This window comes from Streptosporangium sp. NPDC000095 (assembly GCF_042899335.1).
In the GTDB taxonomy this organism is placed as follows: domain Bacteria; phylum Actinomycetota; class Actinomycetes; order Streptosporangiales; family Streptosporangiaceae; genus Streptosporangium.
In genome coordinates this window covers 869,789-894,014 of sequence record NZ_JBIAZS010000001.1, presented here as the reverse complement: position 1 = coordinate 894,014, position 24,226 = coordinate 869,789, and the positions used below count along the sequence as shown (strand labels likewise).

The 24,226-nt window shown below is 70.0% G+C and carries 23 protein-coding genes; 16 read left to right on the top strand and 7 right to left on the bottom strand.

Going from position 1 to position 24,226, the window contains the following annotated elements:
• Window positions 1–2 precede the first annotated feature (2 nt).
• The 11 genes from ACFY3V_RS03685 to ACFY3V_RS03635 all read left to right on the top strand — a co-directional run bounded on the left by ACFY3V_RS03685 (window position 3) and on the right by ACFY3V_RS03635 (window position 11,377).
• Window positions 3–1,610, top strand: coding sequence for an ABC transporter substrate-binding protein (locus ACFY3V_RS03685; RefSeq protein ID WP_389769651.1), 1,608 nt, complete (start codon window positions 3–5; stop codon window positions 1,608–1,610).
• A 74-nt stretch (window positions 1,611–1,684) separates the two neighbouring features.
• Window positions 1,685–2,740 carry an ABC transporter permease gene (locus ACFY3V_RS03680; RefSeq protein ID WP_389769646.1) on the top strand — a complete coding sequence of 352 codons (1,056 nt, stop codon included), beginning with the start codon at window positions 1,685–1,687 and terminating at the stop codon, window positions 2,738–2,740.
• Window positions 2,737–3,606: an ABC transporter permease gene (locus ACFY3V_RS03675; protein ID WP_362902747.1), complete on the top strand. Its 870-nt coding sequence runs from the start codon at window positions 2,737–2,739 to the stop codon at window positions 3,604–3,606. The genes ACFY3V_RS03680 and ACFY3V_RS03675 overlap by 4 nt, the downstream gene beginning before the upstream one ends.
• Window positions 3,603–4,463, top strand: a complete 861-nt coding sequence (locus tag ACFY3V_RS03670; protein WP_389769641.1) for an ABC transporter ATP-binding protein — start codon at window positions 3,603–3,605, stop codon at window positions 4,461–4,463. The genes ACFY3V_RS03675 and ACFY3V_RS03670 overlap by 4 nt, the downstream gene beginning before the upstream one ends.
• Window positions 4,460–5,263: an ATP-binding cassette domain-containing protein gene (locus tag ACFY3V_RS03665; protein WP_389769638.1), complete on the top strand. Its 804-nt coding sequence runs from the start codon at window positions 4,460–4,462 to the stop codon at window positions 5,261–5,263. Before ACFY3V_RS03670 ends, ACFY3V_RS03665 begins: the two co-directional genes overlap by 4 nt.
• A gap of 10 nt (window positions 5,264–5,273) precedes the next feature.
• Window positions 5,274–5,678 (top strand): gamma-glutamylcyclotransferase, encoded by a 405-nt coding sequence (locus ACFY3V_RS03660; RefSeq protein WP_389769635.1) that lies wholly within the window; start codon window positions 5,274–5,276, stop codon window positions 5,676–5,678.
• Complete coding sequence (hydA, locus tag ACFY3V_RS03655) at window positions 5,675–7,084, top strand: dihydropyrimidinase (protein ID WP_389769630.1); 1,410 nt, start codon at window positions 5,675–5,677, stop codon at window positions 7,082–7,084. Before ACFY3V_RS03660 ends, hydA begins: the two co-directional genes overlap by 4 nt.
• A 385-nt stretch (window positions 7,085–7,469) precedes the next feature.
• Window positions 7,470–8,003, top strand: coding sequence for a hypothetical protein (locus tag ACFY3V_RS03650; RefSeq protein WP_389769626.1), 534 nt, complete (start codon window positions 7,470–7,472; stop codon window positions 8,001–8,003).
• A gap of 55 nt (window positions 8,004–8,058) precedes the next feature.
• On the top strand, window positions 8,059–9,078 hold the full coding sequence (locus tag ACFY3V_RS03645) for a hypothetical protein (protein WP_362902735.1): 1,020 nt from the start codon (window positions 8,059–8,061) through the stop codon (window positions 9,076–9,078).
• A gap of 24 nt (window positions 9,079–9,102) precedes the next feature.
• Window positions 9,103–10,428, top strand: a complete 1,326-nt coding sequence (locus tag ACFY3V_RS03640) for a Dyp-type peroxidase (RefSeq protein ID WP_362902733.1) — start codon at window positions 9,103–9,105, stop codon at window positions 10,426–10,428.
• A gap of 76 nt (window positions 10,429–10,504) precedes the next feature.
• Window positions 10,505–11,377 carry a bile acid:sodium symporter family protein gene (locus ACFY3V_RS03635; protein WP_389769621.1) on the top strand — a complete coding sequence of 291 codons (873 nt, stop codon included), beginning with the start codon at window positions 10,505–10,507 and terminating at the stop codon, window positions 11,375–11,377.
• A 120-nt stretch (window positions 11,378–11,497) separates the two neighbouring features.
• On the opposite strand, the gene ACFY3V_RS03630 is transcribed toward ACFY3V_RS03635, so the two are convergent.
• Window positions 11,498–11,743 carry a TIGR02679 domain-containing protein gene (locus ACFY3V_RS03630; protein ID WP_389769618.1) on the bottom strand — a complete coding sequence of 82 codons (246 nt, stop codon included), beginning with the start codon at window positions 11,741–11,743 and terminating at the stop codon, window positions 11,498–11,500.
• A 431-nt stretch (window positions 11,744–12,174) separates the two neighbouring features.
• Here ACFY3V_RS03630 and ACFY3V_RS03625 point away from each other — a divergent pair, with 431 nt between their 5' ends.
• The 4 genes from ACFY3V_RS03625 to ACFY3V_RS03610 all read left to right on the top strand — a co-directional run bounded on the left by ACFY3V_RS03625 (window position 12,175) and on the right by ACFY3V_RS03610 (window position 16,357).
• Window positions 12,175–13,059, top strand: coding sequence for an NAD(P)-binding domain-containing protein (locus tag ACFY3V_RS03625; RefSeq protein ID WP_350944371.1), 885 nt, complete (start codon window positions 12,175–12,177; stop codon window positions 13,057–13,059).
• A 449-nt stretch (window positions 13,060–13,508) separates the two neighbouring features.
• Window positions 13,509–14,318, top strand: a complete 810-nt coding sequence (locus tag ACFY3V_RS03620; protein WP_362902728.1) for a thioesterase domain-containing protein — start codon at window positions 13,509–13,511, stop codon at window positions 14,316–14,318.
• Between the two features lie 241 nt (window positions 14,319–14,559).
• Window positions 14,560–15,267 (top strand): restriction endonuclease, encoded by a 708-nt coding sequence (locus ACFY3V_RS03615; protein WP_389769613.1) that lies wholly within the window; start codon window positions 14,560–14,562, stop codon window positions 15,265–15,267.
• Between the two features lie 19 nt (window positions 15,268–15,286).
• Window positions 15,287–16,357 (top strand): PLP-dependent cysteine synthase family protein, encoded by a 1,071-nt coding sequence (locus ACFY3V_RS03610; protein WP_389769609.1) that lies wholly within the window; start codon window positions 15,287–15,289, stop codon window positions 16,355–16,357.
• A 161-nt stretch (window positions 16,358–16,518) separates the two neighbouring features.
• On the opposite strand, the gene ACFY3V_RS03605 is transcribed toward ACFY3V_RS03610, so the two are convergent.
• Together ACFY3V_RS03605 and ACFY3V_RS03600 are read right to left on the bottom strand one after the other, a co-directional pair.
• The gene (locus tag ACFY3V_RS03605) at window positions 16,519–19,035 is read right to left on the bottom strand and encodes a PEP/pyruvate-binding domain-containing protein (protein ID WP_389769606.1); all 2,517 of its coding nucleotides are present in this window, start codon (window positions 19,033–19,035) and stop codon (window positions 16,519–16,521) included.
• Entirely contained in the window at window positions 19,032–19,832 is an 801-nt protein-coding gene (locus tag ACFY3V_RS03600) for a TetR/AcrR family transcriptional regulator (protein WP_389769603.1), read from the bottom strand. The genes ACFY3V_RS03605 and ACFY3V_RS03600 overlap by 4 nt, the downstream gene beginning before the upstream one ends.
• Window positions 19,833–20,141: 309 nt before the next feature.
• On the opposite strand from ACFY3V_RS03600, the gene ACFY3V_RS03595 reads away from it, so the two are divergent.
• On the top strand, window positions 20,142–20,609 hold the full coding sequence (locus tag ACFY3V_RS03595; protein ID WP_362902718.1) for a GNAT family N-acetyltransferase: 468 nt from the start codon (window positions 20,142–20,144) through the stop codon (window positions 20,607–20,609).
• Window positions 20,610–20,648: 39 nt separating this feature from the next.
• Here the strand turns inward: ACFY3V_RS03595 and ACFY3V_RS03590 are convergent, their stop codons facing one another.
• The 4 genes from ACFY3V_RS03590 to ACFY3V_RS03575 all read right to left on the bottom strand — a co-directional run bounded on the left by ACFY3V_RS03590 (window position 20,649) and on the right by ACFY3V_RS03575 (window position 24,198).
• Window positions 20,649–20,942, bottom strand: a complete 294-nt coding sequence (locus tag ACFY3V_RS03590; protein ID WP_362902786.1) for a MerR family transcriptional regulator — start codon at window positions 20,940–20,942, stop codon at window positions 20,649–20,651.
• 1,036 nt (window positions 20,943–21,978) lie between these two features.
• Entirely contained in the window at window positions 21,979–22,839 is an 861-nt protein-coding gene (locus tag ACFY3V_RS03585; protein WP_362902716.1) for an alpha/beta hydrolase, read from the bottom strand.
• Window positions 22,840–22,965: 126 nt separating this feature from the next.
• Complete coding sequence (locus tag ACFY3V_RS03580; protein ID WP_362902714.1) at window positions 22,966–23,253, bottom strand: hypothetical protein; 288 nt, start codon at window positions 23,251–23,253, stop codon at window positions 22,966–22,968.
• A 9-nt stretch (window positions 23,254–23,262) separates the two neighbouring features.
• Window positions 23,263–24,198 carry an AraC family transcriptional regulator gene (locus ACFY3V_RS03575; RefSeq protein ID WP_362902712.1) on the bottom strand — a complete coding sequence of 312 codons (936 nt, stop codon included), beginning with the start codon at window positions 24,196–24,198 and terminating at the stop codon, window positions 23,263–23,265.
• Window positions 24,199–24,226: the final 28 nt, after the last annotated feature.

Here is a 24,226-nt window from a genome sequence, read left to right as displayed (position 1 = left end):
AAGTGCACCGACCCCCCGCCACCCCGGCGGCACGTGGCCGAAAGCGCAAGCTGGGCCTGACCTCCGTACTGCTCGTCGGCGCGCTGGCCCTCGCGGCCTGCGGCCAGAGCGGTTCGGGCGGCTCCGGCGCCTCCGGTGGCTCCGACCTCCGCAAGCAGACACTGATCATCGCGGAGAACGAGCCGCCGGCCACCTTCGACCCTGTCCAGGCCGACAACTCGACCGTCGACGAGGTGTCCATCCCCGCCTACGACACCCTGGTCAAGTACGGCAAGGGCGGCGTGCTCGACCCCGCCGTGGCCACCGAGTGGACGTTCTCCAAGGACGGCAAGACCCTCGACCTGACGCTCCGCGACGACGTGACCTTCCACGACGGCACCAAGCTCACCGCCGCCGACGTGAAGTACACGATGGACCGGATCACCAAACTCCAGATGGGCGTCGCGTCGCTGCTGACCGCCTACGACTCCGCCGAGGTCGTCGACGACACCCATCTGACGATCACGTTGAAGCAGGCCTACGCGCCGTTCCTGGGCGCGCTGTCGCGGGTCTACCTGCTCAACTCCAAGCTGGTGGAGGCCAACGCCGGCTCCGACGACGGCCGCCAGTGGCTGGCGGCCAACGGCGCGGGGTCCGGGCCGTACAAGCTGGTCGGTTACACCCCCAACCAGGAGGCCAAGTTCACCCGGCACGACGGCTACTGGGGTGGCTTCACCAACCAGGCCAAGGACGTGGTGATCCGCTACCTGCCACAGGCCGCGACCCAGAAGACGGCGCTGAGCAACGGTGACGTGGACATCGCGATGGACATCGACCCCAACGACTGGGCCGGTCTCGAAAGCGCCGGCTACGTGGTGGACAAGGCCGACACCAACGTGCAGCTCTACACCTTCTTCAAGATGAAGGACTCGCCGACGGCCGACAAGGCGCTGCGCGAGGCGATCACCTACGCCTACGACTACGACCAGCACCAGTCGGCCATCCTCAAGGGCGCGGGCAAGAAGGCCGTCGGAGTGCTGGCGGGCACCATGGCCTGCGCCGACCTCACGGTCGCGCAGGCGGGCTACGACCTGGAGAAGGCCAAGAGCATCCTGGACGCCGCGGGCCTGAAGAACGTCACGCTCACGATGAGCTACCTCAAGGCCACCGCCGAGATGGAACAGGCGGCCACGCTGCTCCAGTCCGACCTCGCCAAGATCGGGGTGAAGGTCGAACTGTCGGCGGTCACCTACCCGCAGTACGTCGAGATGCTCAAGAGCAACGAGACCACGCCCGACCTCGGCATGATCTACGGCTTCCCGCCCTACCCGGACCCCGACTCCGTGCTGCACCTGCAGTTCAACTCGAAGTTCATCAACAACGGGCAGAACAGCGGCGGCTACGACAACCCCAAGGTCGACAAGCTGGTCGAGGACGCTCAGAAGCTGACGGAGGAGGAGGCCCGCTGCGCTCTCTACAAGGAGGCCCAGCAGACCATCGCGGCCGATCACCCCTCGGTCAACATGTCCAACCCGCAGTACGTGACGGTTCACCGCGAAGGGCTCACCGGCTACGCCTATGACCCCGCGCACCACCAGACCGTGGACGTCTACCAGGTGCAGGTCGGCTGACCCGCCGGGCTCGGCGCGAACCTTCGCGCCGAGCCCGCCCATCATCGGAGATCACCACTGAGGGGAGGTACCCCATGGCTCGTTTCCTGCTACGGCGGCTCGTGACCAGCGTCGTCGTTCTGGCAGGCCTGGCCGTCGTCACCTTTCTGATGACCCAGGTACTGCCCGGCGACCCGGCCAGGACCGCCGCGGGGCGTAACGCGACCGCCGAACAGGTGGCACGGGTACGGATCGAGCTCGGCCTCGACCAGCCGCTGTGGCATCAGTTCACGGGGTATCTGGACCGGCTGCTCCACGGCGACCTGGGCATCTCGGTGTTCACCCAGCGGCCCGTGCTCGACGACATCTCGGCCATGCTGCCCTCCTCGGTGGAACTCGTGCTCGCCGCGATGGCGATCAACGTCGTGGTGGCGGTACCGCTGGGCGTGTACGCCGCCTACCGCCGAGGCGGGTCGGCCGACATCGCGGCCCGGCTCATCGCCCTGCTGGGCGCGGCGGTCCCGGTCTTCTGGCTGGGACTCATGCTTCAGCTCGTCTTCGCCGCGGAACTCAGGCTGCTGCCGCTGACCGGCCAGCTCGCCTTCGGCCAGGACGTGCCGAGGATCACCGGGATGACCTCGCTGGACGCGCTGCTCGGCGGGAACCTGGCCGCCTTCGGCGACGCCCTGCAACACCTGATACTCCCCGCCCTCACCCTGGCCGCCTCGTTCGTCGCGGTGGTGGCCCGCACGGTGCGTTCCTCGATGATCACCACGCTGGACTCCGACTACATCACGCTGGCCAGGGCGACCGGCGCCTCGGAACTCCGTGTGGTGGTACGGCACGGCCTGCGCAACGCCATGGTCCCGGCGAGCACGATTCTCGGCATGCAACTCGGCTGGATGCTCGGTTCCACGGTCCTGGTGGAATCCATCTTCGGCAGGACCGGCATCGGCGCCCAGGCGGTCGCCGCCGTCCTGCAGAGCGACCTCTACACCGTGATCGGCACGGTTCTCGTGATCGGAGTGGTCTTCGTGGTGGCGAACATCGCCGTGGACCTGGTCCAGCTCTGGCTCAACCCACGGCTGCGCAGGACGAAGCGCCGCACGGGCGAGCCGGCCGTACCCTCTCTCGCGGAGGTGAACGCGTGAGCGCCGGCGCCACGGCGCACGCCGGCACGCGCCGCCGTAGCCTGCCCCGCGTCCCGATCGTCGAGCGCGTCGCGGTGACGGTGGCCGTGGCGATGGTGGTCCTCGCCGTCATCGGGCCGTTGATCGCGCCGCACGACCCCTACGCGGTCGACCTGTCCAAGGCTCTGCTGCCCCCCTCGGGCGACCACTGGTTCGGCACCGACGCCAGCGGCCGTGACGTGCTCAGCCGGGTGCTGTCCGGCGCGCGGGTCACCCTGCCCGCCACGATGATCGTGATCGTCGCCGCGGCGCTGATCGGGACCGTGATCGGTACGGTCGCGGCCCTCGGCGGGAAGGTCGTCGACGAGGTGCTGATGCGAATCACCGACATCGGCCTCTCGCTCCCGTCGATCATCCTGGCCCTCGGCCTGGCCGCCGCGCTCGGCTCGGGCCTGCAGTCCGCGGTGATCGCCCTCTCCCTCACCTGGTGGCCCGGCTACGCGCGGCTGGTGCGCACGCTGGTCCGCGACGTCAAGGACGCCGAGTACGTCGACGCGGCCAGGATGCTCGGGGTCTCCAGAACCCGTCTCGTCTTCCGGCACATCCTGCCCAACGCGCTGAACACCCTGTACGTGCAGACCACGCTGGACGTCGCCGCGGTGATGCTGGTCATCTCCGGCCTGTCCTTCGTCGGCGTCGGCGCGCAGGTGCCGTCCGCCGAATGGGGTGCGATGATCGCCGCGGCGGCCAACAACCTCACCAACGGCTGGTGGGCGGTGGCCTTCCCCGGCCTCGCCATCATGCTGACCGCGATCTCCTTCAACCTGCTGGGCGACTGGTTGCGGGTGCGCAACGACCCGACGATCCGCGAGGGGGCCGGCCGATGAAGGACACACCACTGCTCGCCGTACGAGATCTGCGGGCGAGTTTTCCCGGGCCCGAGGGGCCGGTGGAGGTCGTGCACGGCGTCGACCTGGAACTGGCCCGCGGCGAGAAGGTCGCGCTGGTCGGCGAGTCGGGCTCCGGCAAGTCGGTCACCGCGCGTGCCGTGCTGCGGCTGGACGCCGACGCCACGCTGTCCGGGCGGATCGAGCTGGACGGCACCGACCTGCTGGCGCTGCCGCCGCGCCGGATGCGCGAGATCCGCGGTTCGGGGGTCGGCCTGGTCTTCCAGGACCCGCTCGCCTCGCTCAACCCGGTGATGACGATCGGCTGGCAGATCACGCAGCCGCTGGTCATCCGAGGGGTGTCCAAGAAGGTCGCCAGGCGGCGCGGTGTCGAGCTGCTCTCCAGGCTGGGTGTGCGCGACGCCGAGCAGCGCTTCGACGACTACCCTCACCAGTTCTCCGGCGGGATGCGGCAGCGGGTGGTGATCGCCATCGCGATCATCGCGGAACCCGCGCTGCTCATCGCCGACGAGCCGACCACCGCACTCGACGTGCGGGTCCAGGCACAGGTACTGCGGTTGCTGCACGAGCTGGCCGACGAGCGGGACATGGCGGTGCTGCTGATCACCCACGATCTGGGCATCGTGGCCGGGTTCGCCGAACGGGTGGTGGTGATGCGCCACGGCCTGGCGGTGGAGAGCGGCCCGGTCGAGGAGATCTACGCGGCGCCTCGGCACCCCTACACCAGGGCGCTGCTCGCGGCCGTGCCCAGGATCGGGGGAGACCTGTCCAGGCCGCTGGCCACCATCGGCTCCGCGGTGGAGACGGCCGAGGAGGGAACGGTGAGCCCGTCGTGAGCGAGCCCCTGCTGCGGGTGCGAAACCTGGTCAAGACGTTCGAGGGCAGGCGGGTGCTGGACGACGTCTCCTTCGACATGATGCCGGGCGAGGTGCTCGGCCTGGTGGGGGAGTCGGGCTCAGGAAAGTCCACCACCGCGCGGTGCGTGGCGCGGCTGACCCAACCCGACTCCGGCCAGGTGGAACTCGGCGGACGCGACGTGCTGGCGGCCGGACGCCGGGAACTGCGCTCCCTGCGCCGCGAGATGCAGATGGTGTTCCAGGACCCGTACTCGTCGCTGAACCCCCGGATGACCGTGGCCGAGCTGCTTGAGGAGCCACTCGCCGTGCACGGCCTCGAACCGGACCGGCGCCGGCGCAGGGAGCGCGCGGCGACCCTGCTGGAGACGGTGAGCATGTCCGCCGAGCACCTGGACCGCTACCCCAGGTCGTTTTCCGGAGGCCAGCGCCAGCGCATCGCCATCGCGAGAGCCCTCGCGGTCGAGCCCCGGCTGCTCATCTGCGACGAGCCGATCTCCTCCCTGGACGTCTCGGTCCAGGCCCAGGTGCTCAACCTGCTCCGGGACCTGCGGCTGCGGCTGAACCTGTCGATCCTGTTCATCGCGCACGACCTGGCGGTCGTCTACTACCTCTGCGACCGGATCGCGGTCCTGGAGCAGGGACGGCTCGCTGAGATCGGCACCCGGGAGCAGGTGTACGAGGCGCCGGAGCACCCTTACACCCGGTCGCTGCTGGCGGCCGTCCCGATCCCCGACCCCGCCGCCGAGCGTGCCCGCCGCGCGGCCGAACCCCAGTACTGAAGGAGGACCCGTGGAGAATCTGCGGATGTTCGTCAACGGCCAGGCGATGTCGGGCGGCAGCCTGAACACCGCGCTGAGCGGCGCGGTGTTCGTCGGACCCGTCGAGACCGCACCCCGCTACCGTTTCTACTCGGTACGCGACGAGTTCCCCGGCCTGTACCCGGTGACCTCCGACGGGCACGTCGTCCCCGGCGAGCTGTACGAGGTGAGCTACGAGATCCTGCGCGAGCATCTGCTGCCGAACGAGCCCGAGGAACTGGAGCTGAGCGTGATCGAGCTCTCCGACGGCAGCGGATCGCTCTCCATGCGGATGCGCGACGAGTCGCTGACCCTGCCGGGGGTCACCGACATCAGTACGGCCGGCGGCTGGCGCGCCTATCTCGCGTCCGGCCGGACGCAGGGCGCGACCGGATGAGAGACGCCGAGCTGGTCGTGCGGGGCGGCACGGTGGTCGAGGCGGGCTGGTCCGCCCCCGCCGACGTGTTCGTGGCGGACGGCGTCGTCGTCGCCCTGGCCGAGCCGGGCACACCCGCGCCGGGCGGCGCGGCCGAGGTCGACGCGACCGGGCGGCTGGTCATGCCGGGCGGGGTGGACCCGCACTGCCACGTCGGCTTCACCTCCGGCGACTTCACCTCACTCGACGACTACACCGCGTGCACGACGGCCGCGGTGTTCGGCGGCACCACCACGATCGTGGACTTCGCCATCCCACGGCCCGGCCAGGCACCCGCCGACGCGGCGTACGCCCAGCGGGCCAAGGCCGATCGGGGCCTGTGCGACAGCGCCCTGCACGCCTGCGTCGTGGAGTGGGACGAGAGCGTGCCCGACCAGCTCGGCGCGCTGGTCGCGGACGGCATGCCCACAGTGAAGATGTTCACCACCTACCGCGGTGAGACCATGGCGGGCGAGGACACCATCCTGCGGACCATGAGGACGCTGCGCGACCTGGGCGGCATGGTGGTGATCCACTGCGAGGCCAACCACATCGTCGAGGACACCCAGGAGCGGTGCGCGGCGAGTGGCAGGATCGGCGCCGAGCACATGGCCGCGACCCGTCCCGAACTGGCCGAGACCGCCTCGGTGGCCGAGGTGCTGGCCATCGCCGAGTCGCTGTCGGCACCGGTCTACTTCGTGCACCAGTCCACCGCCGAGGCGGTCGAGCTGGTGGCGGCGGCCAGGCGGCGCGGCGTGCCGGCGTTCACCGAGTCGGTCGCCCACCACCTGGTGCTGGACGACGGCAACTATGACGGTCCCGCCCCCGAGCGGTTCGTCTGCTGCCCGCCGCTCCGCTCCCGCCAGGCGGTCGACGCGCTGGGACGCCACCTGTTCACCGGGGAGATCACCACGATCGGCAGCGACCACTGCTGTTACGACGTGGCGCAGAAGGAGTCGCGGCGCACCGACGTGCGGGCCATGCCCAACGGCCTGCCCGGGGTGGAGACCCGGCTACCGGTGATCTTTTCTGAGTACGTCGCCGGGGCCGGGCTGCCCGCCACCCGGTTCGTCGAGCTGACCGCCGCCAATCCGGCCAGGACCAACGGCCTGTATCCGCGCAAGGGCACGCTGATGCCGGGCTCGGACGCCGACATCGCGATCTGGGATCCGGCCGCCCGGTGGCGGGTGAGCGCCGGCGACCTGCACATGGCGACGGACTACACGCCGTACGAGGGCATGACCCTCACCGGCAGGCCGCGGACCGTCCTGGTCGGCGGCCGGGTGGTGGTCCACGACGGCATCCTGGTCGACCCCGTCCCCCGAGGCCGGCACCTGTCCGCAGGGCCGATCTCGCTCACCCCCGCACTGGGGCGCACGACCCCGTGACGACGTCGAAATGCCCGACACAGGCGGTCCCACCGGCGTGAGCCTCGCCGACCCGCGCCCCGAGGCCGCGACCTCGCAGGCCGTCTGATCTCCGTACGGCCTGTGCCGGGGACCGGGTTTTCCAGCACAGGCGCGTGAGAGGCCCCTAGGTGATATCTGATAAATGATCACGGTGGATGCGGTTGGACCATCGTTCGTGGTGCGACGAGGTGAGCCGACCGACAAGGCCTTGGCAACGGATCGAGCCCCTGCTGCCCGCGACGGATGGCCGCTGTGAGCCGATCCGGCCGCGCCTGCCGGGCCGAAGACCCGACGTTATGCGATAATTCTGCAGGTCAGACGGCTTTCGACCTGCTCCCCCCTGGCTGGTGACGGAGGAGCAGGCATGGACATCACGCCCAAGGCGATGGTCATCCCCAAGGAGACCGACCACCTCGAACAGGGCAAGTACGGTCCCGTCTTCCCGCGCACCCCGGCGTGTTACGGGTTCACGATCATCGCCGACGTCAAGCCGGGGCGGGCTGAGGCGATCAGGAACCACGGTCACACGCTGGCCAAGGCGCTGGAGGCCGATCCGCATCTGCTGGCACCGCTGAAGCTGCACTATCTGCGCTGGGTGCTGTTCGACGACGACAGGCGCTTCATGTATCAGGGGATCTTCGACACCGATTTCGACAAGTACACCGAGGACGCCGTCGCGCTGTTCAGCCGGTCGGGGGTCAGCACGACCTTCGAGAACCTCGTGGGCTTCCCCGAGGACTGGAAGACCAACCCGGAGGCGTTCGTCAGGTTCGTCCGCGAGCACCACTGTCCCAGCTTCATCGAGTACGGGGAGTACCCCTACGTCACCGCAGACGAGATCAAGAAGGCGTTGCGGATCAAGGGCGCCCTGTCGGAGATGCTCGACCAGATGCAGTGAGGACCGGGGAGGCCGGGCCGGTGCCCGGTGTGTCCCGCTGCCGATCGGAGGCCAGATGAGCCAGCCCAGAACCGCCCGCGTCTACAACCAGAACCACGCATCGCGCCCCTACACCCCCGGCGGGCGGCGGGTGAGCATCTACGTGTCGTGGAGCTATCCGGCCGAGGCGGGCAGGAACACGGCCGAGCTCGACAACCGGTTCTCCACGATGACCGAGGTGCGGCGGGTGAACTGGCCGACCTATGAGGAGCCCCGCTGGTCTGATCCGCGGTGTTTCCAGCAGGGCATCGCCGGAGCGCTGGAGCTGTTCTTCTGGGGTTGGGCCCCCTTCCAGCAGTTCGTCGAGGAGAGCACCGGCCACCCCGTGCCGGTGTACCAGCGCATCGACCAGGCCGGTTTCCGCACCGTGCTGGACGAGCGGGTACTGGCCGACACCGACACCTTGTTCGTCTTCGGCCTGGACCACATGGTCACCGGGCAGGACGCCGAGCCCGGGGAGGTCGAGGCGCTGCGGGAGTTCCTGTCCCGGGAGGGAACCTGCCTGGTGCTGGGGCCGCACCACGACGTCGGAGCCTCCGACGATCTGGCCGTGCGCGACGCCGAATACCACCATCACGGTGATGCGCTGGTGCCCCGGCAGCAGCGTTTCGCCTGCTACGTCCGCGGCCTGATGGCCGGATTGGGCGTGCCGGTGGAAAACCGCTACGGGCTGCGGCCCGCCGTACAGGAAAACAAGAAGATCGCACCGCTGTCGATCAACCGGGACCTTGACACCAAGGGGTGGCTGGAGGGGGTGAGCACCTTCAACTTCCACATGCACCTGCCGCACTACGCCGTGACGACCGATGCGCCGGACGTCGTCCACGTGCTGGGCAGGCAGCCGATCGACCCCTCCAGGCCGCCGCACCCGTTCACCGAAGCCGGTAACACCGAGTTCAACATGTTCCTGTGGATGCCTCCCGGCGGACAGCGGGCCGGCGACGTGCTGCTGGCCGACTCCACGATCTTCAGTTCGCTGTTCGGCGGCGATGAGAGCCTGCGCACCTTCTGGAAGAACATCGTCGCGGCGAGGTAACGCCCGGGAAGGCAGGTGGCGGCCGTGACCGCACAGACCCACATCGCACCCGAACTCGACCTGCACGACATCCAGCGTGGGGTGCTCAGCCCCCGGCCGAGCCCGTACGCCGCGACCTACGTCCTGTTCCGCATCGATGAGCGCGCGCACGGGCGGGAGCTGATACGGCGCCTTGCCGCGGTGGTCACCTCGGCCGCCGACACCGTCAGCCCTCTGGGCGAGACCTGGGTCAGCGTCGCGCTCACCTATCACGGTCTGGCGGCACTGGGCGTGCCGCGGCAGTCGCTGGAGACCTTCGCCTGGGAGTTCCGCCAGGGCATGGCCGCCCGCGCCGAAGCGCTGGGCGACATCGGCGACAGCGCCCCGGAGAACTGGGAGAAGCCATTGGGCACGCCCGACGTCCACGTGGTGCTGGTGGCCCTCGCCCCCGACAGCGCCCGCCTGCGGGAGGCGATCGACCGGGCCCGCCCCGCCTACCACGCGCTGCCCGGCATCACCGCGATCTGGCGCCAGGACTGCCACGCGCTGCCCACCGAGACCGAACCGTTCGGCTACCGCGACGGCATCAGCCACCCGGCCGTCGAGGGCAGCGGCATTCCGGGCTCCAACACGCTGGAGGTCCCGCTCAAGGCGGGAGAGTTCATACTCGGCTACCCCGACGAGCTCGGCGGCGTCCAGACCCTCCGGCCCGAGGTGCTGGGACGCAACGGCAGCTACGCGGCCTTCCGTAAACTCCACCAGCGCGTCGGCGTCTTCCGCCGCTACCTGCGGGACAACGCCGCCGATCCGGCGGACGAGGAACTGCTGGCGGCGAAGATCATGGGGCGCTGGCGTAGCGGAGCGCCCCTCGCGCTCAGCCCGGAGCGCGACGATCCCACCCTCGACACCGACCCCTACCGCAACAGCTTCCTCTATCGGCAGGACGACCCGGCGGGCTTCATCACCCCCGGCGGCAGTCACATCCGCCGGGGCAACCCCCGCGACGCGGCGGTGGCGGGCGTGCCGCGGCTGCACCGGATGATCCGGCGCGGCACCGTCTACGGCCCGCCGCTGCCCGACGGCGTCCTGGAGGACGACGGGACCGACCGCGGCCTGATGTTCGCCTTCATCGGCGCGCACCTGGGACGGCAGTTCGAGTTCGTCCAGTCCGAATGGTTGAACGACGGCGTCTTCTTCGGCGGGGGCGACGCGCGTGACCCCGTCATCGGCTCCGGCGACTTCACCATCCCCCGCAGGCCGCTGCGGCGACGTTTGCAGGGTCTGCCGCGGTTCGTCGTCACGCGCGGCGGCGAGTACTGCTTTCTGCCCTCGCTGAGCGCCCTGCGCTGGCTCGGCGACCTCGAAGACTGATCAAAGAACCGGCAGAACAGACGGACGGCACCGCTTCGGGCAGGTCATCCGCGAAAGCCATCGAGGCGGGAGCATCATGGACGCGTTGCATCTGCTGCTCACCGCGATCACGGTGATCTTCATCGCGGCCACCATGTTCGCCGCAGGCCTGGGAACCACTCTGCCGGCGCTACGCGCGATCCTGACCGCCCCCCTGCTGCTGGTACTCGCACTGACGGCCAACCTGATCGCCGTCCCGTTGCTGGGCTGGGGTGTCGCCACCCTGTTCAGCCTGCCCACGGCGGCCTTCGTCGCGACGGTACTGATCGCCTCCTCCCCGGGCGGGCCGTTCGGGGCGAAGCTGGGCATGGTTCAAAAGGGAGACGTGGTCGCGGGCGCGGCGATGCAGGTGCTGCTGGCCGCCGTCGGCAGCCTCACCTTCGGTCCGACGGTCAACGTCGTCCTCACCGCGGCGAACGTCGGCGGGGGCGTCTCCCTGGACGTCGCCGCCCTGGTGCGGACCGTGGCCGTCCTGCAGCTCATCCCGTTCGCCGTCGGGCTGATCACGCGCCACTACGCGCCGGCCATGGCGCGCTCGTGGCATCCGGCCGCGGTGGCGGTGTCGAACGTGTCGTTCCTGATCGTGCTGGCGGGCATGCTGCTGGGCAACTGGCGAGACATCGCCGCGCTGACCGGTTCACGCACCCTGCTGGCGGGATTCGTCCTGGCCGTCACGGCCTTCGCCACGGGCTCGCTGCTGGCCACCGGCACACCGCAGCGCCGCAGCACCATGGGAGGCGTCACAGCGGTACGCAACGTCGGTCCGGCCCTGGCCGCCGTCGGTCTCGCCTTCGACGATTCACCGGCCGTGCTGGGGGCACTGGCCGCGTTTTTGCTCAGTGGCCTGGCCGTCTCCCTGCCGATCGCCGCGGTACTCGGCCGCCACCGGGCCGGCGACGTCGGCGGGTGAATCCTGCGCCATGCGTCGGCCCCTCGGGACCCTGGCTCCTGATAACGGCGGTTATCACAGGTCAGAACGGCTGATTCGCAGGTGGGCGTCGACCGAAGAGCAACCACGGAAAGTTGCTTGTCACTTGTCCGCGGACGAAGGATCGTCGCTGGAGCGCAGGACGCGGTCGACCTCTTCGAGGGAGACCGACAGCGAGGCGCCGGTACCCGCGCTGCGCCCCAGGAGGAGTTCGACCGCGCGACGCTGCTCCGGTGAGGCCCTGCCCAGGGTGACCGTACCGGTCAGGGGCTTTCCCTGTTCGAGGCGGCGGCGGGACCGGGTGATCTGGCCGGACGGGGCGCATGACACCTGCCGGTCATGGGTCACCGACCTCCCAGATGAGCATAAATACTCATCTGGGAGGAATATCGATATTTGCTGATTCCTTGTTTTGAAACAGATGATTTGCGTGGCCAGAATGCCTGTGGCCCCTGAAAATGGAGAGTCGAGGGGGGTGGTTTTTGATGTCCTTTGCTGGAGGATGGCGTTATGGCGAAAGGGTGGGACGTCAAGGTTGATATCCGTGGAAATGTTGACCTTGCATGGTGGGAACCAAATATTCGAGGTCATCGACTGTTCCCGCGTCCGCTGCTAATGTTTCGCTCGGCCGACGTATTAGCGCGACCGGCGATTTATGGCTAATGGCGTAATTCGCCTTACATCCGGCACCGCACGGCGGTTCGACACCTTCGCCGAGCGGGCGGACGTCATCGAGGTCGACGGGGTCGGCATGACCTTCACCAGGATGGAGTGGTGCCATGACGGATGTGACGGTCGTCGGGACCGGCGTGACCGGCTCCGCGATCGTACGGGCCTGCGTCGACTCCGGCCTGGAGGTCTCGGTCTGGAACCGTACGCCGGAACACTCGGCGAGACTCGCGGGAAGGGACGTTCACCTCCACGCGACGGTGGCCGAGGCGATCGAGACCTCCCCGATCGTGCTGCTGTGTCTTCTCAACTACGAGATCACCCACGCGGTCCTCGACGAGGCCGGGGCCGACCTCTCCGGAAAGCTCGTCGTCCAGAGCGCCGGAGGTGTTCCCGACGACGTCGCCCCCCTGCGCGAGCGGGTGGAGGCCGCCGGAGGCAGATATCTGGAGGCCGCGATCCTCAACTACCCGGACGCCATCGGCACCGAAGACTGCTTCACCGTCTACAGCGGGGCGGCCGAGGACTTCAAGAAACTGGCGGGCGTGACCGAGGCGCTGTCCGGCAAGCAGGTGCGCCTGGGCGCCGACCCCGTCTACGCCAAGGCATACCACGTCGTCTCCAGCGCCTTCCACTACGCGTTCCTCAGCGGTTTCCTCGAATGCTCGGCCATCGCGGAGAGCATCGGCGTCCCCCTCCACGAATTCGCGGAGTCCGTGCCGCTCTACGACCCCGCTTTCCGGAACACGATCTGCGTCGGACTCGGCCTCATCGCGCGCCGCGACTACACCTTCGAACAGGCCCCGCTCACCTCGCACCTGGACGTCCTCAACAACCTGGCGGGCATCGCGGAGCGGGCGGGGATCGACCAGTCCTACCTCGCGGTGATGCGCGAACGCGTGCTGAGGGCGATGGAGCAGGGCTACCGGCGCGAGCACGTGGCGGTGCTGACCGAACAGTTCCGTAGCCGCCGAGCGGCCGTCCATAACCGCTAAGGGGAAGCATGCACGGGTTCGAACCGGTTGACGGCAGGGCGAGACGCGGTTTCCCGAGGCCGGGCGCTCCCGGCCCCGGCCTTCCCGACCCGGCCGTCCCCGGTCCTGGAATCCCGGGTCCTGGAGGTCCTGCTCCCGGAGGTCCCGGTCCTGGAATCCCCGATCCCGGAGGCCCGGGTTCCGGAATCCCCGGTCCCGACCCGGGCCTTCCCGGCCCCGGTCCAGCGGGCCCGGAGCTCGGCCCTCGAAGGCCAGGTCGTCCCCGTCCGGGAGCTCCTGATCCCAGCGCTCCCGACCTCGGTATTCCGGGCTCCGGAGCCTCGGGTTCCGTTGCTCTCGGACCCGACCTCGACGTCCCGGGTTCCGGGACGTCGGATTCCGATGTCCTCGGACCCGATCTCGGTATCCCACGTTCGGGTGTCCCCGAATCAGGCGTTCCCGAGTGGGACATGCTCGAAAAGACCCTCCCGGCGAGCTCCCGCCTGTGGTTGCGCAGGCAGTGCCCGCTCGCCGAGCCTCGCCTGCGCCTCGTCTGTTTTCCCCACGCCGGAGGTGCCCCGACCGCTTACCAGGGGTGGCAGGACCTGTTGCCCACCGACATCGAGCTCTCCGCCGTGTGTTACCCCGGCAGGCAGAATCGCGTCGGCGAGCGACCGATCGACCGCATGGAACCTCTCGCCGACCAGGTGTGCCGGGCGCTGCTCCCTCTCGCGGATCGGCCGCTCGCCCTGTTCGGGCACGGTATGGGCGCCGTGGTCGCGTACGAGGTCGCGGTCAGGCTCGCCGGACAGTACCGGATCTCCCCGGTGGCGCTGCTGGTGTCGGCGCACGCGGCGCCGCACCTGTGCGCGGACGACGCGCGAAGGATCCCCGTGGGTGACCGTCAGCTCGCCCAGCGGGCCGCCGCCGCGGACCCGACGCTCCTGCGCTTTCCTGAGCTGATGGACCTGGCGATGATCGCGTTGCGGGCCGACCACGACCTCCTGCACGCCTACCGGCCCGCGTCCACCCCGCCGGTCACCGTTCCGATCACCGGCTACCTGGGGACGGGAGACCCGCGCGTGAGTCACGGGGAGATGCGCGCCTGGAGCCGCGTCGCGGCCTCCGGGTTCGAGCTGCGTACCTTTCCCGGGGATCACCGCCATCCGGAGGACGGGGAGGCGGCACTCGTCACCGACATCGCGGAGCGCCTCGCCGGCGTCGGGGGCGCGAGCGAGACGCTCCCCGAGGACTCGCCCGCTCCTCCCCGGAACGTGTGAGGTTCCCGGCACACTTCGCGCCCTTCCGGACCTCGACCCTGAACGGAGGGGGCGCGGCATCGTCACGGGTGGGGCGCATCCGACGCGGCCGACGTGATTCCACGTCCGCCGGTTACGCCGAAGCGCGTTCCCCCTGAGGCACGCCCGCCCCAGGCACGTCACCCTGAAAATTGTCGGTGCCCGTTGTCAGAGTCGGCAGGGTCAGCGGCAACGTTCCGACCTCGTCCCCCGGAGGTGCACGATGGCACGGCGACGAACACCCGCCAGGACGGCGCGACGGCGGGCTTCCGGCGGGCGAAGATCACGCCGGGGCAAGGACGACGGCGGCCCGTTCCTGTGGATGGTCGCGGCCATCGCCCTCGTCGTGGTCGGGATGTGGCTCGTCGACGTCGTCATCGCCAACTGGCCGCTGGTGATCGGTGGCACGATCGCGCTGATCGTGGCTCTGGCCGGGGCACTCCTGCTGCGTCATCGGGTGATCGAGGCCCGGGAGCGGGAATGGCTGGAGGTCAACGCGCGCCTCGAGATCGTCGACCGGATGACCGGTGACCGGTTCGAGGCCCTCGTCGAGGCTCTGTTGCGGCGAGAGGGCTTTCGCGGGGTGCGCAGGGTCGGCGGCAGCGGTGACGGCGGTGTCGACGTCGTCGCGACCGCGCCCGGCGGCGACCGCTTCGTCATCCAGTGCAAGCGCTGGGGCACCTCGGTCGGTTCACCCCAGATCCGTGACCTCCTCGGCGCGCTTCACGCCTACCCCGGTCATCGCGGTGTGCTCGTCACCTCCGCGACGTTCACGGCTCCTGCCAGGGAGTACGCGGCGGGCACCGACCTGACGCTGATCGACCGCGCGCTGCTCGCCGCCTGGTTCACCGGGTCCTTCACCCTCGCCCCGCCCGAGCGCCGCGCATTCGGTCGTTCCCCGCGGATTTTTCGGTCACTGTCAGACCGGTGAATCGCACTAGATTGCCGTCATGAGTGGTGGCACGTGGGCGGTGGAGGCGATCGCGAAGCTGGACGGCGAGAGGGAACGGACCTCTCCCACACCGCTGCGCCGGTTCCCGCTGCCCGCCGGATGGGAGGTGCGGCTGTGGCTGAAGGACGAGTCCGCGCAGCCGACGGGCAATCTCAAGCACCGGCTGGCGCGGGCGCTCTTCGCTCGGGCGATCACCGCGGGCCTGATCACGGAGGGCACCACCGTGGTGGAGGCCACCGGTGGCGCGATGGCCGTCGCGCAGGCGTACTTCGCCCGGCTGCTCGGCCTGCCGTATGTCGCCGTCATGCCGAAGAGGTCGTCCGGGGAGGGGGTCGAACGGCTGGGCGGGAGATGCCTGCACGTCGATCCGCCCCTCGCGATCTACGCGGAGGCCGCGAAGCTGGCCGAGCGGGTGGGCGGCCACTACCTGGACCACTACACCTCGGCGGCGGACGTCGACTGGCGCGGAGGGAGCCTGGCCGAAGAGCTGTTCGGGCAGTTGGAGGAGTGCCCGCGCTGGGTCGTGGTCGGCGCGGGCACCGGCGCCACCTCCGCGGCCGTCGGCCGCCACCTGCGCACCCATGACCTGCCGGGACGGCTGGCCGTGGTCGATCCCGAGAACTCCGCCTACTTCCCCGGCTGGGCGAGCGGCGCCGCCGACTACGGCACGGGCATGCCCTCCCGGATCGAGGGGATCGGCCGGCCACGCCTGGAGCCGGGGTTCGTCCCCGACCTCGTCGACCTGGTCGTCCCCGTACCGGACGCCGCGAGTGTGGCCGCGGCCCGCCGCGTCCGCAGGGACATCGGATCCCCGGTCGGCCCCGCCACCGGAACGAACCTGTGGGGCGCGCTGGAGATGGTCACAGGCATGCGCGCCCAGGGTGTCGGAGGTGACGTGGTGACCGTGCTCGGCGACGCCGATCCGCGCCATCTGCGAACGTGCCACGACGACACCTGGGCCGCGGACAGGGGGCTGGACTGGCGGCCGTACGCGGAGAGGTTGGAACGACTGCTCGACCACGGTGGGCCCTGGCGGCCGGATTCCACACCGGAGGCGACCCCGAAGTGATCAGGCCGGGCGGCGCTGGGATGGTAGAGCCGGGCGGTGCCGAGGTCGTCAGGCCAGGGCGCGGGGTGGTCAAGCCGTGATGCCAAGGTCGTCAGCTCAGGGCGCCGGGGTTGCCAGGCAGGGCGGTGCCGAGGAGGCGGGCGTGTTCGGGGTTCCGGGGATCACCGCTCCAGGAGTTCGACCGTGCCGCGCTCGCCGTCGACCCTGATCCGATCGCCGTCGCGCAGGCGCATGGTCGCATTGCCGGTGCCGACCACGGCCGGGATGCCGAGCTCGCGGGCGACGATCGAGGCGTGTGACAGCGGAGCACCCATGTCGGTCACCACGGCGGCGGCGCGGGGGAACATCGGGGTCCAGCCGATGTTGGTCAGCGTCGTCACGAGGATCTCGCCGGGCGCGAGCCTGCCGCCGTCCTCGGGACCGGCGATGACGCGGGCCACGCCCTCGACGACGCCCGGCGCCCCGGGGAAGCCGGTCACGGTGTCGCTCACCGGGGTGTCACCGCCCCTGGCGTCGAAGATGTCGCCGCGCCGGTCGGGATCGGCGGCCCAGCGTTCCGGATCGAAACGACCGATGATCAGCGTGGGGTAGGCGGGCAGGGCCGCGTACCGTTCGTACGTCGCTCGCCGGACCGCCACCTTCGCGGTCGGGGTGTCGTCGCCGCGCAGGACGGCGAGGATCTCCTGGATCGACAGGAAGAACAGGTCGTCGCCGTGGCCGGTGAGCTCACCGGCACGCAGGACGAAGGCACGCAACGCCCAGAAGGCGCGGACCACCTCCGAACGGGCCGATTCCCGGTCACGGACGATCGCGTTCCACCGCGCCACCCGCAGGCGCGTTTTCGCGACCTCGCGGGGGTGACGCTCCCCGAAACGCCTCCAGGCCGCCTCACGCGCCTCCCGCTGGTGGTCGAGCAGCGTACCGGCGTGCCCGTCGCTCTCGGAGATGGCCGCGAGCTGCGCGTCGATCCACCGCGGGTCCTCGCCGGGCCGGGGGATGGAGACCTCGAACTCGTGCGCGCCACGATGCCCGTAGAGGCGGGCGAAGGTCTCCCTGTCGATCTCCCGCGCGGCCAGCCTCTCCAGGCCGACGATCGTCCCGAGACTGGCGAGCTCCCCGTCGGCGTTGGCACCGGTGAGCATGGCCTCGGCATCGATCTCACCCACCAGCGCGCGCAGCCTGTCGCGGGTCATGACCAGGGCGGCGCCGCCCTGCCGCCCGGAGGCCTCCAGGATCTGGCAGGCCTCGACGAAGTACGGAAGCAGTTCCCTCTCCCACAGCCCGGCCAGCTCGCCGGTCGTCGCGGTGGCGGCGATCCGCTCGCGCAGCGCCTCGCAGCGCCGTCGCGCCGTGGCGAGGAAACCGGGCATCCTCCTGGTGTTGACCGCGACCCGCCTGCGCACGGTGAAGGCGAGCGGCAGCACGCTTCTGATGATCCGCAGGCGCGAGGCGGGCAGCAACGGTATGTCCAGGTCGCGCGGGAGCCTGCCGAAGACCTGCTCGATCGCGCCGAGCCTTCTCCGCATGCCCAGGGCGTGCGCCACCGAGAACGCGACGCTCAGGTTCATGTAGAAGCGTCCGCCGATGTTGCCGACCACGTCGAAGCCGGGCACCTTCGACGTCGACATCGCCTCCCCGATGAAGATCTGGACGAGTGACCAGGTGCACGGAGTCATCACGTCGGGGATGGCCTCGCCGAGGTTGGCGCCGGTCCACAGGTAGTCGCCGGTCAGGCTGTCGTTCCACTCCTCGACGGGCTGCCTGAGCCGGGTGATCGGGCGGGCCTGCACGACGAGGAACGTCTCCTCGCGCCTCACCCACTCCACGTCCATGGGCGTCCCGTACAGCTCCTCGATCCGCGTCGCGAGCCGCGCGAGCCGGGTGACCTCGGCGTGGGCGAGCACGGGCCGGTGGCGCAGGTTCTCGGGTACGGCCTCCTCGCGGGTGCCGCCGGGGGTGCGGACCGTCATCACGGTCTTGTCGCCGACGCGCTCCTCGACGATCTCGCCGCGCTCCTTGGAGACGACGACGGTGTCGGGGGTCACCTGCCCCCCGACGACGGCCTCGCCCAGTCCCCACGAGGCGTTGATCACGACCTGGTCCCGTGCGCCGGTGACCGGGTTCGCGGTGAACAGGACGCCCGCCGCGTCGGCGGCCACCAGTTCCTGGACCACCACCGCCAGCGCCACGTCGTCCTGGGGTACGCCGTTCGAGGCCCGGTAGGCGATGGCGCGCGCCGTCCACAGCGAGGCCCAGCAGCGTCGGACCGCGTCCAGCAGGCCGTCGCCCCGGACGTTGAGGTAGGTGTCCTGCTGCCCGGCGAACGACATGTCGGGCAGGTCCTCCGCGGTGGCCGACGAACGTACGGCGACCGGCACGTCCGCGCCGAGCCTCGCGTGGGCCGCGCGGATCTCGGCGGCGGTCTCCGCCGGGATCTCCCGCTCGGCGAACAGCGCCGCGATCCGCCGCGACGCCTGTTCGGCGGGCATGCCCGAGACGGCCTCCATGATCTGGTCGTTCAGCTCGTCGCGGGAGACGAAGTCGCGGTAGGCGTCCGTGGTGACGTGGAAGCCGTCGGGAACCGGGAGTCCCGCGCGGGCCATCCGGGCCAGCGAGGCTCCTTTGCCGCCCGCCAGCGCGAGATCGGCCGTTTCGCTGTCAAGGGGGAGGGTCTTCACCGCGCGTTCTCCTTGTTTTCCTCGTGCTCCTCGAACTGGTCGGTCTCCTCGAAGCCGAGGGAGACGCGAAGTTTCCGCCGCGCGGCCTCCAGGGCGGCGTCGACGTACTCCAGGGTGGCTCGCGTCACCGCTTGGGTGACGGCGGAGGCGGGGTCGGTGACGGTGCGGGAGACGGTGGCCTCCATCGCGTTGCCGCCGGCATCGGCGACCAGCTCCGCCAGCCGCTCGTCGGACGGCCGGTACCCGGCGGGCATCATCGGCGAGACGGTCAGGAACCCGTACAGGACGGAGACGAACGTGGTCACGTGTTCGGCGGGCGACAGGTCGCTCCGTAGCGCGCCGTGTTTCAGCAGCGTGCCGAGGTAGGTCTGAAAACCGCCGCCCAGTTCCGCCTCGGCCGTGCCGTCCCACTTCTGGCGGGTGAGCCTGCCCAGCACCTCCGAGTCGCCCAGGATGCTCGCGCGCATCAGGGGCCTGCCGAGGAGTTCCAGGGCGAGCAGCCTGAGCAGGTCGCGAAGCGTGGCCGGGCCGTCTACGACATGCCGTCGCACCTCGGTGATCATCTCGACCCGCTCACGGCGCAGCAGTGCGACGAACAACTCCTCGCGCGTCTTCCAGTGCAGGTAGATCGTGCCCTTGGCGACCCCGGCCCGCTTGGCGATGTCCTCGACGGTGGTCTTGTCGTACCCCCAGCGCAGGACGAGGCCGGCGGTGGCGTCCAGGATGCGGTGCGCCCGCGCGAGCCGCTGGGAGGCGTCCTGCGGAGGTCGCCCCACCCTTCTGGTCTCCGGTTTCATGGCCCCGTCATTTCCTAAAAGTTTGACCACATATCTGTATCTGGTCATTTAATTGATACCACGCCGCCAGGCGGGGGAGGAAGGCGGTGGGGGTCTCGGTAAGGACGGGGCCGAGCGAGGAGGAAGGCGCGGTGGCAGATTGTCGGGCAGGGAGTGAGAAGCGGTGACCGGTTGCCGGGAAGCGACACCTGGTCAATGGTGGGGACGGTTCCCACAGGTTGTCGGGAAGCGACAGCCGGTCAACGTTCGGGACGGTCCTCACGGGGGATACGGAGTTTGAACTCCCGACCCTCGCCTGAAGGACATCGCATGCTCAGGATCGGCAAGCTCACCCCCGCGGACCGTCCCCGCTGGGAAACCCTCTTCCGCGGCTACAACGACTTCTACGGGCGCACCCTCCCGCCCCAGCTGTACGACCGGGCCTGGGACGAGTTCCGGGAGGGTGTTCGTATGCACGCCCTCGGCGCGAAGCTCGACGGCGAGCTGGTCGGCATCGCGCACTTCCTCATCCACTCGAGCACCACGGCGCTGGACGTGTGCCATCTCCAGGACCTGTTCGTCGCGCCGCAGGCCAGGAGCGAGGGAGCGGGGCGGGCGCTGATCGAGGCGGTGACCGAGTGGGCGAGCGCCCGCGACTGCAGCCGGGTCTACTGGTCGACCAAGGAGACCGACACCGAGGCCCGGCGGCTCTACGACAAGGTCGCCGTGAACAGGGGTTTCATCCTCTACCAGATCGACCTCCAGCCGGAGGCGGGGCGACCGGGAGTCGCCCCTTGACTCGTCTGGCTCGTCTTTCCGCGCCGTGGATCGCCGGTCTCACGCCGAGCGGCGGTCCGCGCTGTCGGGCTGTTGCCGGTCACTGGCCTGCCGGAGTTCGGCGTTGATGCGCAGGGCCTCGGCGAGCTGGTCTTCCAGGATGATGATGCGGCAGGCGGCCTCCAGGGCGGTGCCCTGGTCGACCAGTTCGCGGGCGCGGCCGGCCAGGCGGAGCTGGTAGCGGGAGTAGCGGCGGTGACCGCCCTCGGAGCGCTGCGGCTCGATCAGTTTGGCGGTGCCCAGGCTGCGCAGGAACGCCGGGGTGACGCCGAGCATCTCGGCGGCCCGGCCCATGCTGTAGGCGGGATAGTCTTCGTCGTCGAACCGGTGAGCGGAGACCTCGCCCGGCGTGGCGGGGAGCTCGTCGGCCCTGCCCGCGGTGTCGGCCTTACCGGCCGTTTCAGCCTTATCGGCGGTGTCGCGAAGTCTGGGCTCCGCGCGTACGGCCGACGCCATCGGTGTTCGATCCATACAACCTTCCTGTAACGCCAACAGGGGTCCCGGCGCCATGATGCGCCGGGACCCGCGAGGTTCAACACCATCTATCGGCCCTGGGGCCAACCTGTTTCTTCCGCATTGGCCGCCCGCAGGGGGCGGGGATGCGGGGATCGCGTATGCGTGACCGTAGACCACCTTCCAATCTGTGGGACTGCGGTACCCGTGCGGCGAACATCAACCGGCGACGGGCGATCCTGATGGCGTTCAACACTCCTTTCGTTATCTGTCCTCTTCGAGCTCATGCATCACGTTTCGCAGCCGCGCGTCCACGGCCGGAACCCTTCGTCTACCGCTGGTCCCAGCACGTCCGACGGTGGTACTCGTTGCTGCGCGTCCACGGCCGGGGCCCTTCAACTGCTCGGTCCTGGCACGTCCGACGTTGGTGCTTGTTCACTGCGGCGGCTGCGTGTCCACGGCCGGGACCCTTCGTCTACCGCTGGTCCCAGCACGTCCGACGGTGGTACTCGTTCACTGCGGTGGCAGCGCGTCCACGGCCGGGACCCTTCTACTGCTCGGTCCTGGCACGTCCGACCTTCTGCCCGTCTTTCTTCGTCGTCCTGCGATGTCCACGCTCGTCCGGGCAGTTCGTCGTGATGCTTACGTACTGCTCTGCCCTCGTGGAACCGTTCCTTGCGATGTCAGGAACTCTAGCCTCACCCAACGCGAATGTCTACCTCGGCCACTACAGATTTTCGGTTCCATCAAAGCGAGGATTCGAGCCTCCGTGTCGAGAGCAGGGCGAACCCCCGGGCACTGACGTCCTCCGGGCCCTGACGGCGATGACCTCTGGACCCCGCACCGGCCGGTCACGGAGGAAACCGGTCCTTCGAGGTCAGCCGTGGAAGAAGTCGCCGAGGGCGGCGGCGAGAGCGTCCGGGGCCTCTTCCGCCATGTGGTGGCCGGAGTCGATGCCATGGCCGCGTACGTCGTCGGCCCAGTCCCGCCAGATCTCCAGCGGATCGCTGTACAGGTCTTCGAGGTCGTCGCGCAGCGACCACAGGGCCAGGGCGGGGCACCGCAGCCGTACACCGGCGGCCCGGTCGGCCTCCTCGTCGCGCAGGTCGACGGTGAGACCGGCCCGGTAGTCCTCCAGCATGGCCCGCACCACGTCGGGATTCCGGGTGGCCTCACGGAACTCGTCGTGGTTCTCCCGGCCCATGCTCTCCGGATCGCCGTGGTACCAGCTGTCGGGGTCGGCGTTGATGACGCGTTCCGGGGTGCCCGGCTGCGCGAAGAAGAACCAGTGCCACCACTGTGTCGCGAACTCCACGGTGATGCGGGACAGGTGCTCGCTGATGGGCAGGCAGTCCAGGAGCGCCACCCGGGACACCGCGTCCCGGTGGTCCAGCGCGAGGCGGAACGCGACGGCACCCCCTCGGTCGTGTCCGGCGAGAGCGAACCGTTCGTGTCCCAGTGAACGCATCACCGCCACCATGTCGTTCGCGACGGCGCGCTTGGAGTATCCGGAGTGGTCGGGGGTGGGGGCCGGACCGCGCGAGCGACCGTATCCCCGCAGATCGGGACAGACGACCGTGAAACCGCGCTCGACGAGCAGCGGCGCGACGCGATGCCAGGTCGCCGAGGTCCGGGGATGACCGTGCAGCAACAGCACCGGCGGGCCCTCCCCGCCGTACCGGGTGAGAATGGACGCTTCCTCGACCTGGACCGATGTTTCCTCGAAGCCTTCGAACATCGCCCCAGTATTTCCGAGGAGGGCGATCACAACCGTCTCAGGCGATCGGACCGGGGGAGGCGCCCGGTGCCCAGGGGTGATCTCCGCTGCGCCGCCGTCGGCCTCAAGGGAGGTCGCGCGCGGAGATCAGCGGATGTCTCCCTCCCACGTCGGGGCGGCCCCGCCGGCGGCGACGCCGAGGCGCGGCGCCTCGACGGTCTCGACCGTCGAGGCACGCCCCCCGGCTTTCTGGGAGATCGGCCGCTCGGGCGCGAGCTGGGCGAGGGCGAGCAGCAGGAGTTCGCCGCTGGAGCAGCCGAGGCGCTCGCCGCGCCCCAGCTCCACTACACGTCGCATGACCTCGTCGGGGGTGAAGCCCATCGCGGCGGCGACGCGTCGGGCGGCTTGCAGGAGTTCGTGGTCTCGGGGCACCATGACGTTGTTCTACCCGCTGCGGCGGTATCTGCCGGGGGCGGTGCCGCACTGGCGTTTGAACGCGTTGGCGAAGGCGAACTCCGAGGTGTAGCCGACCCTGGTCGCGACGGAGTGCAGCGGGGCGTCGGATTCGCGCAGGAGCCGCGCGGCGACGGTCATCCGCCACCAGGTCAGGTAGGTCAGCGGCGGCCGGCCGACCAGGGCGGTGAAGCGGCGGGCGAACGGCGCCCGGGACAGCCCCGCCTCGGCGGCGAGCGTCGCGACGGTCCACGGTCGCGCCGGGTCGCTGTGCATGGCCTGCAGCGCGGCGGTGGTGGCCGGGTCGTTGAGCGCCGCCGCCCAGCCGGTGGTTCCGGGGACCGGCCGTCGGTCGAGCCAGGCACGCAGGATGTGCAGCAGCAGCGTGTCGAGCAACGCGGGCACGATGGCGTCCGTACCGAGGCGGGGGCCCGCCACCTCGCCCGCGAGCAGGTCGACGGTGGAGCGCAGTTCGGGGTGTCGTCCGAGGTGCGCGGGAAGGTGGATGAGCTCGGGAAGATCGTTCAGCAGTGGATGGGTGCGGGCCGGGTCGAGGTGATACCCGCCGCAGAGCGTCACGGCGGCCGGAGCACCGGCGCCGTCGGGGGCGCCCACGGTGTCGGTGACGTAGCGCTGGAGGAGGCGGGGATCGCCCGGGTCGCAGGCGGGCGCGACCGGCGAGGTCGACGGGCTGTCGGCCAGCGTGTGCCCGCGCCCGTGGGGGCGGAACACCACATCCCCGGCGACCAGCTGCACGGCGTCGCCGTCCGGTCCGATGAGCCAGCACGGTCCCTGAAGGATCACCTGCAGGCCGATGGCCCCGGGGATGGGGGCGAACCGCTGCGCCCACGGGGCGTGCCAGGCCACCCGGGCCGAGCGCGGCTGTCCGGTCCGCATGACCGCGATCACATCGCTGAGCACGTCCATCCGGCGAGGATATCCCCACGAAGACGAT